Here is a 12,603-nt window from a genome sequence, read left to right on the forward strand (position 1 = left end):
TATCACGCCCTCTTATTTAAAATCTCTTCCGCAAGTCGTTTAGCAGTTGGCGTAACAGCTAAGCCACCTTCTGCTGTTTCTTTGAAAATCGACGGCATTTGACGTCCGACTTGGTACATTGCAGCAACGACTTCATCCGGCGGAATGACACTTTCGATACCCGCTAATGCCATATCAGCAGAGATAAAAGCTTGAGAAGAGCCTAAAGCATTACGTTTGACACACGGGACTTCAACTAAGCCTGCAACGGGATCGCAAATCAGTCCCATCATATTTTTCAATGTAATGGCTACTGCTTGTGCTGCTTGATGAGGAGTCCCATTTTTTGCACAAACCAAAGCTGCTGCTGCCATTGCACTTGCAGAACCAACTTCTGCTTGACAGCCCCCTTCTGCACCACTGATAGAAGCGTTGTTTGCGATAACTAACCCGAAAGCGCCAGCGGTAAATAAGAATTCCAATTGCTGTTCATGTGTCAAATCAAGCCGATCTCGGACAGCCATCAGCACACCAGGAACAACACCCGCGCTTCCGGCAGTCGGTGTAGCACAAATCAACCCCATTTTTGCATTGACTTCATTAACAGCTACAGCATTGCGTACAGCTTTTAAGATTGTTTCTCCACTTAAAAAGTCTGCCTCATTTAAATAATCATCTAATTTTTTTGCATCACCACCGGTAATTCCTGTGACGGAGGTAACACCTTCTTTTCCCTCGTTGATTGATTGTTCCATTACTGAGAGGTTTTTTTCCATGATCTCGATGATGTGACTACGGGAACGGCCACTCATTTCCATTTCAACTGCAATCATCAATTCTGCTACACTTGGATAAGCTTTTGCTTGATCTACTAATTCTTCAATCGATAAAAACATTTTTTTAGCTCCTTAATCGAAATAATTTACGCTGTCGATATTTGGCAGCTGTTTGAGTCTTTTTACCGTTTCTTCAACTTGAGGATTATCTACTTCAATGATCATGATGGCACTTTCGCCTTTTGATTCTCGTGTCACTGTCATAGTACCGATATTTGTATTGGTCTCAGAAAGTATACTAGTCACTTTAGCAATCATACCTGGAACATCTTGGTGGACAACGATCAAGGTAGGAGTACCCATGCTTAAAGAAATTTTGAATCCATTCAATTCAGAAATCTGGATATTGCCACCGCCGATCGAAATGCCGGTGACTGAAAGCTTTCGTGTTCCTTTTTTTAGAAGCATCTTTACAGAGTTTGGATGTTCGGCTTTTTCACTCTTAGGAACAAACAAGACTTCCATACCGGCTTCGTATGCCAATTTCAAAGAATCAGCTAAACGTTCATCATCGGGTTCCATCCCTAACAGACCGCCAACTAATGCAATATCTGTTCCGTGCCCCCGATAGGTTTTTGCAAATGATTCATATAGATAAATATCTACAGAATCAGGTTGTTCGCCAAATATACTACGTATGATTTTCCCGATTCTAGCAGCTCCGGCAGTGTGAGAGCTACTTGGACCAATCATCACAGGTCCAATAATATCAAAGACACTTCTATACCTTAAATCTTTCATTTTCTCCACCTCATTTTGTTATGTAGGAATCTTTGTACAAGGGTCTAAAAAACCGTGTTATTGTTTGCTTTCATCTGTTGAACCATGCTAGCGCAAGTGTAACATAAAAGAAGAAATGGGAACGAAAAATTGTTGTTTTTTTAGAATAAATTTAGCGTTTATTCAAGCAAAATGTAAAAATAGCAGAAAAAAATCTTGAAAAAACAAATAAATTTGCTATACTGTATCAGTGTGCATTGTTTTGCACATTATTTGTCTGGATTTTTTCAGATCAGATAAAACGTGGGAGGAGAAATATGCATCTCCAATTAACCACATCACGGACTTAAGGAGGTATGTCTCGTGGCAAAGAAAGTAGAAAAAATCGTTAAATTGCAAATTCCTGCAGGTAAAGCAACTCCAGCTCCACCAGTAGGTCCTGCACTAGGTCAAGCGGGTATCAATATCATGGGATTCACAAAAGAATTCAACGCTCGTACAGCTGATCAAGCAGGTTTGATCATTCCGGTTGTTATTTCTGTATACGAAGACCGTTCATTCACATTCGTTACAAAAACACCGCCAGCTGCTGTTCTATTGAAAAAAGCAGCTAAAATCGAAAAAGGTTCAGGCGAACCAAATAAAAATAAAGTTGCGAAAGTTTCTAGCGATCAAGTAAGAGAAATCGCTGAATTAAAAATGGAAGACCTAAACGCAGCTAACGTTGAAGCAGCAATGCGCATGGTTGAAGGAACTGCACGAAGCATGGGGATCACTGTAGAATAATCTATACACCCTAAGACAGCAGCTTCTCAGTTGGCTCTATATTGAAAGATATAGAACACGTGGGAGGTACAACCGTTATAACCACAATCAAGGAGGAACCAAAATGGCTAAAAAGAGCAAAAAAATGCAAGATGCATTAAAAAAAGTTGATTCAAGTAAAGTTTATCCTGTTGCCGAAGCAGTAGCTTTAGCAAAAGAAACAAACATTGCAAAATTTGATGCAACAGTTGAAGTTGCATACCGTTTGAACGTAGACCCTAAAAAAGCAGACCAACAAATCCGTGGTGCTGTTGTATTACCAAACGGAACTGGTAAAACACAAACTGTTTTAGTTTTTGCTAAAGGAGACAAAGCAAAAGAAGCTGAAGCAGCTGGTGCAGATTTCGTAGGTGACGACGACATGGTTCAAAAAATCCAAAACGGATGGTTTGACTTTGACGTAGTTGTTGCAACACCTGATATGATGGCTACTGTAGGTCGTCTAGGACGAGTATTAGGACCAAAAGGCTTAATGCCAAACCCTAAAACTGGTACAGTTACAATGGACGTAACAAAAGCAGTAAACGAAGTGAAAGCTGGTAAAGTAACTTACCGTGTGGACAAAGCTGGAAATATCCATGTACCAATCGGAAAAGTTTCATTTGACGATGAAAAATTAGTTGAAAACTTTGCAGCAATCCATGATGTATTGCTAAAAGCTAAACCATCAGCAGCTAAAGGTCAATACATGAAAAATGTAACGATCACAACAACATTTGGACCTGGTATCCATGTTGACCAAGCTTCTTTCTAATTAAATATTAGAATGTTGATTGATCCAACTGAAAAATAATTCTTGACTCAACTAGTTTAGCATGCTAAGCTAGTTGAGGTTAATAATTAACTTGTACCGAAGACAGTAGGTGGCATCAAGCCTTAATTTCCTACCGAGGACGTTTATTGAATATATTCAATAGTCCCTCTATGTCTGCGGTGGCATAGAGTTTTTTATTGTGAATCACTATGAACGAAGTGAATAGATGATGAACAATACTGGTTGAGCAAAGTAACTATAAAAGTGATTTGCCTTTTCAGTGCAAAAAAACTCTTCCATCAAAATTCAGGAGGTGAAACTCAAAAATGAGTGAAGCAATTATCGCAAAAAAAGCAGCAATCGTTGATGAAGTAAGCGAAAAATTTACAGCAGCTGCATCAGTAGTAGTCGTTGACTACCGCGGATTAACAGTTGATGAAGTAACACGTTTACGTAAACAACTTCGTGATGCTAACGTAGAAATGAAAGTTATCAAAAATTCTATTCTTTCACGTGCAGCTAAAAAAGCTGGCCTTGAAGGCATGGACGAAGTATTCACTGGACCTACAGCTGTTGCATTCAGTAACGAAGATGTAGTCGCACCAGCGAAAATCATGGACGAATTTGCTAAAGAAGCAAAAGCATTAGAAATCAAAGGCGGTATCATCGAAGGTAAAGTCTCTTCATTGGAAGAAATCACAGCATTGGCAAAATTGCCAAATCGCGAAGGACTTCTATCTATGTTGCTATCTGTACTACAAGCGCCAGTCCGCAACGTGGCTTACGCTGTCAAAGCAGTGGCAGACAAAGAAGATGGAGATGCAGCTTAATTGCCGCATAAAGCATTAAATAAAAAAGAACAATTAAACGGAGGAAATTATAATGGCATTGAACATTGAAAACATCGTTGCTGAGTTAAAAGAAGCAACTATCCTAGAACTTAACGACCTAGTTAAAGCTATTGAAGAAGAATTTGGCGTATCTGCTGCTGCTCCTGTAGCTGTAGCTGCTGCTGGTGGCGCTGCTGCTGCTGAAGAACAAACAGAATTCACTGTAGAATTAACTGCAGCTGGAGACCAAAAAGTTAAAGTTATCAAAGCAGTTCGTGAAGCAACTGGTTTAGGCTTGAAAGAAGCTAAAGCTGTAGTTGATGGCGCTCCTGCACCAGTTAAAGAAGGCGTATCTAAAGAAGAAGCTGAAGAATTGAAAGCTAAACTTGAAGAAGTTGGCGCATCTGTAACTGTTAAATAATTTTTACTATTTAAAAGCACTGAGATCCTATGTTGGATTTCGGTGCTTTTTTGTTTTTATGTTAAACTATTATTTAATGAATATAGATTTTTTTCAGGAGGAAATATGAAAAAGAAAATAATCCGATTGATGTTGATCACGTTGGGAATCATTCTGATACTGGTAGTGGGCTATCGGTTGTATTTAGAATATCAGACAGACATCCAATTATTTCTAAATCCGAGAGCGAGTAAGGCAGAGCTACTCGCACATATTCGTTCGCATGGGACTTTTGCATCGATACTCTTGATCGTATTGACAGCGGTGATGTGTGCTGTTCCAGGTATTCCTACTTCAGTAGTTGGAGTCATCGCTGGTTTGAGCTTTGGTCCGTTTATTGGGGCAGGTATCAATGTTTTAGGGAATGCTTTGGGCAATATCTCCGCTGTGTTTTTGATGCACCGATTGAAATTTTTAGATAAGAAAACCGAAACGAATCATTGGGTGCAATCCATTCGGCAAATGAAACATCCAAAAATAGGCGTAATGTTAGGTTACATGATACCGGTGATCCCATCTTCTATGGTCAATTTTGCTGCAGATGCGATGAAATTGCCTCTACAGCAAATCATATTGTCGATCGTGATTGGAGTCATCCCTTCGTCTGTGTTGTATGCGTGTGGGGGAGAAGCTCTGTTTCACGGATATAACAAAACTGCAGTTATGTTGGTTGCAAGTGTTACTGTACTAGTAGGGTTAGTTGTCTTTATTTATAAAGATCGCAAGAAAAAACAAGGAAAACAAAAGCACAAATAATAAGTGTGGCGAATAGTTGTATTTTTCTATTTCCAATCTTTTCCATAAGTTGTAAACTAAGATAGGAAATGGGGGAAATCAATGAAGAGTAATGAAAAAACACCTTTAACAACTTCGCTTATTTTACTATTATCAATCACTTGTGGCGTTGTTGTTGCCAATATGTATTATATCCAGCCGATTGGAACGAAAGTAGCAGCAAGCTTATCTGTTAGCACAAGTGCAGTCGGGATATTGACGATGTTGACCCAATTAGGCTATGCGTTAGGGTTACTGTTTTTAGTTCCTTTAGGGGACGTGGTGGATCGTCCAAAATTGATCATTCGAATGGCAGCGTTATCTGCCGTCTCTCTGTTGGCCGCTTTTTTTGCGCCTTCGTTTACGTTATTTGCATGCGCTTCTTTCTTGATTGGGTTACTTTCGATCGTACCACAGATCATCATTCCTTACGGTGCGGTATTAGCGGGACCAAAAGCAAGAGGGAAGGTCATGGGTACATTGCTTAGCGGTTTACTCGTGGGGATTTTGCTTTCTCGCACGGTATCTGGCATTGTTGCAAGTCTTTTTTCTTGGCGGATGATCTATTTATTTGCTTTATGTGCAGTCGGAATTCTTACACTTCTGCTTTACTGGAAAATGCCGCGTTCTGTCCAGCAAAGTAGTACAGCTGTTTCATACCTTGATTCACTTAAAAGTTTGCCACATTTAGTTGCTTCTCAACGTCTATTAAGAGAAGCGGCAGTCAGTGGATTTTTCATGTTTGGAACATTTTCGATCTTTTGGTCTACGTTGATTTTTTATATTAGCAGTCCCGCCTACAATTGGGGAACATTCGAAGCAGGGATATTAGCGATTTTTGGTTTGTCTGGAGCAGTTGCTGCACCTATCGTGGGACGACTGGCAGATTCTTATTCTGAAAGAAAAATCGTGTATATGGGACTTGTCATGCAAACAATAAGCTTTATTGCTTTATTGGTTGGCGGAAGCCATTTGGCCATTTTGCTTTTAGCTATTATTTTATTAGACGTCGGGAATCAATTTGGTCAAGTCGCCAATCAAACACGAGTACAAGGGTTAGGTGAAGCAGCAAGCAACCGAAATAATACTGTATTTATGTTTATGTACTTTATTGGAGGTGCGGCTGGTTCATTGCTAGGGACGACAATGTGGCAGCAGTATGGCTGGTTAGGTGTAACGGTTAGCGGGCTTGTTTTTCAAGGATGTGCGTTCTTCTTTCAAACAGTTGTTTTTAAAGGAAAGAGAAATCTCGAAAATAAAAAATAGACGAAAAGAGGTTGTGAAAAGTTGTTCTGCATCAAGTAATAAGAATAGCCAAATAAAAATAGCTCCTCATATTTTGCCGTTTTTTGAGCTAATACCGAAGGTCAGCTAATTGGCCACCATTTATTCAGAAGAAGGAGTTGTGACAAAACTTTTGTCACAGCTCCTTTTTTTCAACTATTCAATCAAACGTTTATTTTGGTTCAATCTCAATGACTCGTTGCACAAGATCTTGATAAAATTCTTGTTCATGAGAGACGATGATTACTGTTCCTGGAAATTTCTGTATCCCGTCTTGTAAGCTTTCTTTCGTTTCTTGATCGATATGGTTCGTCGGTTCATCGAGAATCAGTAAATTGCCTTGGTTCATTGTCAACTGTGCAAGTTTTACCTTAGTTTGTTCCCCACCACTTAATGTAGTGAGAGGTTCACTTGCTAATTGATTAACTAACCCTGCTTTAGCTAGTTGGCGACGTAATTCTTTGATAGTCGCTTTTGGAAATTGACTGCTTAAATATTGTAGTGGTGTTTCTAATGGATTTTCCCAGTACAGATCTTGTGAAAAGTAATTGATTTTTGTGTTATCTGGGAAGTGGAAATCGCCACTTATTTTTTCAATCTCACCGATCAGTGTTTTTAATAAAGTAGATTTTCCAATCCCGTTGAAGCCTCGAATGGCAATATTTTCACCAAAGCGGATGGTCAAATTGATGGGTGCAAGTAGCGGTCGATCATATCCGATGACTAAATCAGTTGTTTCCACTGCTAATGTCGTGACAATAGGCGAGAATGGAAAATCAAAGACAGCTTTACTTGCTGAAGCTGGAGGCGTCAGCCGTTCGATTTTATCTAATTGTTTTTGTCGGCTTTTTGCCATCGTTGATCGGGAACCGGCTTTGTATTTTCGAATATAAGCTTCGGTCTTTTCGATTTGTTTTTGTTGAGCATGATATTGGCGCAAATAGCTTTCGCGATTTTGTTCCTTTTGTTTCAATGCTTGTTTTAGATGGCCAGTATACTTAGTAATCTTTCCAAACTCGATGTCTGCGATATGGGTGGTGATCTGATCAAGAAATTCTTGGTCATGGGAAATCACGATATACGCACCGTCAAAATCCTGAAGAAACTGCGTCAGCCATTGGATATGCTGATCATCTAAGTGATTGGTTGGTTCATCTAAGATCAGAACATCTGGGTTTTCTAAAAGTAGTTTTGCTAAAATCACCTTTGAACGTTGTCCACCACTTAGATTTTTCAACAGTGAATCTAAACCTAAGACATCGATCCCCAACCCGCTGCTCATCTCAGCAACTAAGGTGTCGATTTGATAAAACACTCCTTGGTCTAATTCCGTTTGGAGTTTCCCAGCTTTTTCCAGCAAGGAATCATCGAAGGTCTCGCTATATGTTTGGTAAAGAAAAGCAATTTTTTCTTCCTTTTCGTATTCTTTTGCGTACGCAGTTTTTAGAAATTCTTCGATTGTTAATGTTTCATCGACTTCCACATATTGATCGAGGTAACCTTTGTGAATATTTTTTTGCCAATGGATCTGTCCGTCATCTGGTAAGATCTCACCAGTGATGATTTTAATCAATGTACTTTTGCCGGCTCCGTTTTGTCCAATCAGCCCAAGATGTTCGCCAGCATTTAATTGCAGATCGACACCTTCATAGAGGATTTTGTCGCCAAATTGCTGGGTAATGTTGTTTAATGTCAGTATACTCATAATAACTCCTTTTTCATAAAAAAACTGCAGACATAAAGCGTCCACAGTGAATCACTTGCTTGGTTTTCATGCAACATGGATTGTTTGATTGAACCATCTTATGAAACCTAACACGGATTCCTATTTATTGTCAAGAAAATGAAAAAAATGCAATTTGGTCTATACTAATTATTGTAAAAAGAAAAAAAGAATGCTATAATTGGGCTATACCAAAATACAAAGGAGCAATCACTATGGAAATCATTCGTGTAAAAAACGCTGAAGAAGGCGGAAAAAAAGCATTTGAAATCATCAAAGAAGGTATGAACAAAGGTGCAAAAGTATTAGGATTGGCAACAGGAAGCACACCAGTTACTTTATATAAAGAAATGACTTCAAGCGATTTGGATTTCAGTGAAATGACTTCTGTAAACTTAGATGAGTACGTTGGACTAGGCGGTTCAGATGAACAAAGCTACCGTCATTTCATGGATGTCCAATTATTTGATAAAAAACCATTCAAAGAAACGTTTGTACCAGATGGAAAAGCAGAAGATCTGGAAGCAGCATGCAAAAAGTATGATCAAATCATCGATGTACATCCAATCGATATCCAAATCTTAGGAATCGGGCAAAATGGACATATCGGTTTCAATGAACCTGGTGCTTCATTTGATGGAACGACTTCAGTAGTTGACTTAACAGAATCAACAATCAATGCAAACAAACGATTCTTCGATAAAGCAGAAGATGTACCAACAAAAGCTGTTTCAATGGGAATCGGTTCAATTATGAAAAGTAAAGAAATCGTCTTGATGGCATTTGGCGAAAGCAAAGCTGATGCAATCAAAGGGATGATTGAAGGACCTGTAACGAATCATTTACCAGCAAGTGTATTGCAAAACCACGACAATGTTGTTGTGATCATCGATGAAGAAGCAGCAAGTAAGTTGTAATTTTCAATAGTAGGCTAAAGAGGTTGTAAAATCAGCGTTTTGACCTGAGTATTAGAGAAGACAAAGGAAAAATAGCTCCCCATATTTTGCCGTTTGTTGAGTAATACCGAGGGTCAGCTGATTGAACACCGTTTATTCATAAAAAGGACTATGACAAAAATTTTGTCACAGTCCTTTTTTCGTAAAAGGTAAAAATTGCACTTTTTTTGTCTGCTCCTTTCAGACATGATATATTGGACTGGAGGGTGTTTAGATGAATGATATGGTATTGACAATTCCAGAGATTATTTTACGTTTAGGGATCGCTATGCTATTTGGCGGAGCAATTGGCTTTGAGCGACAATATAAAAATCGTCCAGCAGGTATGCGTACGCATATTTTAGTTTGTATGGGAGCATGTATCATTGCATTGATCCAAGTCGAGATCGCTAGTGGAGCATTAAGAGATGCTTTAGAGTATCCACAGCTTGCTGGAACGATTCGTTCAGATGAAGCAAGGCTGATTGCTCAAGTGGTGAGTGGTGTCGGTTTCTTAGGCGCGGGAACGATCATCGTCACGAAACAATCGGTGACGGGACTTACGACTGCCGCTTCTTTATGGGCAATTGCTGGATTAGGGATCGCCATCGGCATGGGTTACTATTCCATTGCGATCATCAGTTTTATCGGGATTGCTATTGCACTCACAGTAGTGAAACGCGTGATCCATGTACCTACGACTAAAAAGTTAGAAATCCAATTTATCCATAGAAAAGAAACCAAAGATTTTCTTACCGATTATTTTGAAGAGAAAAATATCGTAATCGAAGATGTGAATTTTGACGTAAAATTCGTTGATGACTACCGAGTGTACAAAAATATCTATACGATTGATCTTCCAAAAGGGCTCACTTATGCCGATGTGATCGAGGAGTTGTCCGTACACAAAAATATCACAAAGCTGCATTTAGTCAGTATTACGCAATAAATGATCTGAGGTTGTAAAATAGATGTCCTACATCAAGTAATAAGCCCAGCCAAATAAAAATAGTTCCTTATATTTTTCGTTTGGCTGGGCTTATTACGAAGATGCAAGCTTTTGAACACCGTTTATTTGGAAAAAGGGACTGCAGTATAATTTTTGTCACTACTCCAAACCGTGTTTTTGTTTAAGTACTCGTCTACTCATTAAAATATGTTTATTTTTTTTTGTTTTTTTTAAGCAAATGAAAATCTCAGCGCGTAACTCTTTGTTAAATGATAGAATAGAAGTATCAAAGGACCTTGGAGGAGATGTATGCAATCACGTTTTAAACAATCAAAATTATTTTTCTGGACAGTGGAGCTAGTACTCACGATCATCGGCGTGTACTTTATTTTACAAATGCCGAATATTTTTAGTCCAATATTGAAAATGCTTTCGGCTATTTTTTTACCATTGCTTGTTGCTGGTTTTATCTATTATATGTTCGATCCAATCGTTGTTTTTCTCGAAAAGCATCGGATCCCGAGAGTGTTCGGTTTTTTATTGACGTTTTTGGTCGTAATCATTTTAGTTGTTTTAACTGTCATGAATGTAGTGCCTCAGTTAATGGAACAGACAATTCAATTGACCCAGAGCTTGCCAACGTATGCAGATGAAACAAGCAAATGGTTAAATGAATTGGCGCAGCGGGAAGAGTTTAAAAATTTCAATTTGGAAGAACAATTAGCATCAGCAAATTTATCTCTTAGTAATTTGTTCAATATCATATTAGTCAGTTTATCTGCAAGTGTCTCAAAAATCATTTCATTTATGATGCAATTTTTTATTTTGTTATTTACCGTTCCATTTATTTTGCTATTTATGTTCAAGGATGGGCACAAATTTATTGATGCGTTGTCTCACTTCTTTCCGAAAGCGATTCGTAAAGAGTTACGCCAAACGGTAAAAGAATTAAACGAAACATTATCTGCCTATATCAGCAGTACGATCTTAGATGCTTTGATTATTGGTGTAATGAGCTTTTTGGCAATGAGAATATTCGATCAGCCTTATAGCTTGTTGCTTGCGGTCATTTGCGGAATCACGAATATTATCCCGTATGTCGGCCCTTTTATTGGAGCGGTACCAGCAATCATTGTCGGTTTGTTTATCTCTCCATTTCAAGCTTTGTATATGGCGTTGTCGATTTTAGTGATCCAACAATTAGATGGAAATTTGATCAAGCCGTTGTTATTTGGGAAATCAATGAATATCCATCCTTTGACGATCATCTTGGTATTGATTGGAGCAGGAAGTGTCGCAGGAATATTAGGCATGCTGATTTGCATACCTGTCTATGCAGTGATTAAGACGATAATATTAAATATTCGGAAAATCTATTTATTGAGAAGAATGGAACATGTTTCGGAAAAGTTAGACAGTCCAAAAGTGCTGGAAGAAACAAGTGAATAAGCATAAAAAAGAGTTCAGTGTACATTTAAAATATCTGTACGCTAAACTCTTTTTATTTTTCGAAAAATTTTTGAATTAAAATAAATCCTTATTCCAATCCAATCAAATAATCGTCGTCTTTCATCGCTTCTACATGACCTAACAAATAGCCGTTTCCGACTTGTGAGAAGAAGTCATGGTTGCTTGTGCCTGTTGAAATCCCGTTCATTACGATTGGGTTGACATCATTGGCAGTATCTGGAAAGAGTGGATCCATCCCTAGGTTCATCAATGCTTTGTTGGCATTATAGCGTAGGAATGTCTTGACTTCTTCTGTCCAGCCGATTGGATCGTATAATTCTTCTGTATAACGTTCTTCGTTTTCGTAAAGCTCATAAAGAAGATTGTACATCCAGTCTTTTAACGTTTCTTGTTCTGCTTCAGGTAACTCGTTGAATCCTAATTGGAATTTGTAACCGATGTAGGTTCCATGTACAGATTCATCTCGGATGATTAGTTTGATGATCTCTGCTACGTTAGCCAATTTGTTGTTTCCTAAATAATAAAGAGGAGTATAAAAACCTGAATAGAACAAGAATGTTTCTAAAAAGACGCTGGCAATTTTCTTTTCTAGCGGTGTACCGTGCTTGTAGATTTCATTGATACGCTCAGCTTTTTTTTGCAGATAAGGATTCGTATTTGTCCAGTCAAAAATTTCTTCGATTTCTTTTTTCGTATTCAGTGTACTAAAAATAGAAGAATAACTTTTGGCATGAACGGATTCCATGAATTGAATATTGTTCAAAACGGCTTCTTCATGGGGAGTGCGGACATCTTTACGCAACTGATCCATGCCACTTTCAGATTGGACAGTATCTAGCAGTGTCAAACCGCCAAATACATGTCCTACTGTATCTTTTTCCAATTGAGACAATGTACGCCAATCATCTAGGTCATTTGAAAGTGGGATACGTGTATCTAGCCAAAATTGCTCTGTCAGCTTCTCCCAAGTGGATTTATCAATGATATCTTCAATTTCATTCCAGTTTATTGCTTCATAATATGTTTCTGACATGAGAATGCTCCTTTAATTAAAATATGAATAA

The 12,603-nt window shown here is 38.4% G+C and carries 13 protein-coding genes and 1 other annotated feature; of the genes, 9 read left to right on the forward strand and 4 right to left on the reverse strand.

What is annotated here, in order from left to right:
- Positions 1 to 2 precede the first annotated feature (2 nt).
- Both sdaAA and sdaAB read right to left on the reverse strand, forming a co-directional pair.
- Positions 3 to 875, reverse strand: a complete 873-nt coding sequence (sdaAA, locus tag OS139_RS06910) for an L-serine ammonia-lyase, iron-sulfur-dependent, subunit alpha (protein WP_002294584.1) — start codon at positions 873 to 875, stop codon at positions 3 to 5.
- A 12-nt stretch (positions 876 to 887) separates the two neighbouring features.
- Positions 888 to 1,556, reverse strand: a complete 669-nt coding sequence (sdaAB, locus tag OS139_RS06915) for an L-serine ammonia-lyase, iron-sulfur-dependent subunit beta (RefSeq protein ID WP_002307114.1) — start codon at positions 1,554 to 1,556, stop codon at positions 888 to 890.
- A 342-nt stretch (positions 1,557 to 1,898) separates the two neighbouring features.
- Between sdaAB and rplK the strand changes: the two genes are divergently transcribed.
- The 6 genes from rplK to OS139_RS06945 all read left to right on the forward strand — a co-directional run bounded on the left by rplK (position 1,899) and on the right by OS139_RS06945 (position 6,444).
- Complete coding sequence (gene rplK / locus OS139_RS06920; RefSeq protein ID WP_002291638.1) at positions 1,899 to 2,321, forward strand: 50S ribosomal protein L11; 423 nt, start codon at positions 1,899 to 1,901, stop codon at positions 2,319 to 2,321.
- A 103-nt stretch (positions 2,322 to 2,424) separates the two neighbouring features.
- Complete coding sequence (rplA, locus tag OS139_RS06925) at positions 2,425 to 3,114, forward strand: 50S ribosomal protein L1 (protein ID WP_002294587.1); 690 nt, start codon at positions 2,425 to 2,427, stop codon at positions 3,112 to 3,114.
- Between the two features lie 78 nt (positions 3,115 to 3,192).
- Positions 3,193 to 3,320: a sequence feature (ribosomal protein L10 leader region), on the forward strand.
- 120 nt (positions 3,321 to 3,440) lie between these two features.
- A complete protein-coding gene (gene rplJ / locus OS139_RS06930; protein ID WP_002291634.1) occupies positions 3,441 to 3,944 on the forward strand; it encodes a 50S ribosomal protein L10 in 504 nt (167 codons plus the stop codon).
- Positions 3,945 to 3,996: 52 nt separating this feature from the next.
- Complete coding sequence (rplL, locus tag OS139_RS06935) at positions 3,997 to 4,365, forward strand: 50S ribosomal protein L7/L12 (RefSeq protein ID WP_002294588.1); 369 nt, start codon at positions 3,997 to 3,999, stop codon at positions 4,363 to 4,365.
- Positions 4,366 to 4,470: 105 nt separating this feature from the next.
- Positions 4,471 to 5,160, forward strand: coding sequence for a TVP38/TMEM64 family protein (locus OS139_RS06940; RefSeq protein WP_002301342.1), 690 nt, complete (start codon positions 4,471 to 4,473; stop codon positions 5,158 to 5,160).
- Between the two features lie 81 nt (positions 5,161 to 5,241).
- Positions 5,242 to 6,444: an MFS transporter gene (locus OS139_RS06945; RefSeq protein WP_002301341.1), complete on the forward strand. Its 1,203-nt coding sequence runs from the start codon at positions 5,242 to 5,244 to the stop codon at positions 6,442 to 6,444.
- Positions 6,445 to 6,634: 190 nt separating this feature from the next.
- On the opposite strand, the gene OS139_RS06950 is transcribed toward OS139_RS06945, so the two are convergent.
- Positions 6,635 to 8,167 carry an ABC-F family ATP-binding cassette domain-containing protein gene (locus OS139_RS06950; RefSeq protein ID WP_002290558.1) on the reverse strand — a complete coding sequence of 511 codons (1,533 nt, stop codon included), beginning with the start codon at positions 8,165 to 8,167 and terminating at the stop codon, positions 6,635 to 6,637.
- Between the two features lie 233 nt (positions 8,168 to 8,400).
- Between OS139_RS06950 and nagB the strand changes: the two genes are divergently transcribed.
- The 3 genes from nagB (at position 8,401) to OS139_RS06965 (ending at position 11,518) form a co-directional block, all read left to right on the forward strand.
- Entirely contained in the window at positions 8,401 to 9,102 is a 702-nt protein-coding gene (nagB, locus tag OS139_RS06955; RefSeq protein WP_002332195.1) for a glucosamine-6-phosphate deaminase, read from the forward strand.
- Between the two features lie 253 nt (positions 9,103 to 9,355).
- On the forward strand, positions 9,356 to 10,069 hold the full coding sequence (locus OS139_RS06960; RefSeq protein ID WP_002319006.1) for an MgtC/SapB family protein: 714 nt from the start codon (positions 9,356 to 9,358) through the stop codon (positions 10,067 to 10,069).
- Positions 10,070 to 10,378: 309 nt separating this feature from the next.
- Positions 10,379 to 11,518 (forward strand): AI-2E family transporter, encoded by a 1,140-nt coding sequence (locus OS139_RS06965; protein ID WP_002298514.1) that lies wholly within the window; start codon positions 10,379 to 10,381, stop codon positions 11,516 to 11,518.
- A gap of 88 nt (positions 11,519 to 11,606) precedes the next feature.
- Here OS139_RS06965 and nrdF read toward each other — a convergent pair whose 3' ends face one another.
- On the reverse strand, positions 11,607 to 12,572 hold the full coding sequence (nrdF, locus tag OS139_RS06970) for a class 1b ribonucleoside-diphosphate reductase subunit beta (protein ID WP_002287792.1): 966 nt from the start codon (positions 12,570 to 12,572) through the stop codon (positions 11,607 to 11,609).
- Positions 12,573 to 12,603 lie beyond the last annotated feature (31 nt).

The organism is Enterococcus sp. E4-223, from assembly GCF_035727065.1.
Taxonomy (GTDB): Bacteria; Bacillota; Bacilli; order Lactobacillales; family Enterococcaceae; genus Enterococcus_B; species Enterococcus_B faecium.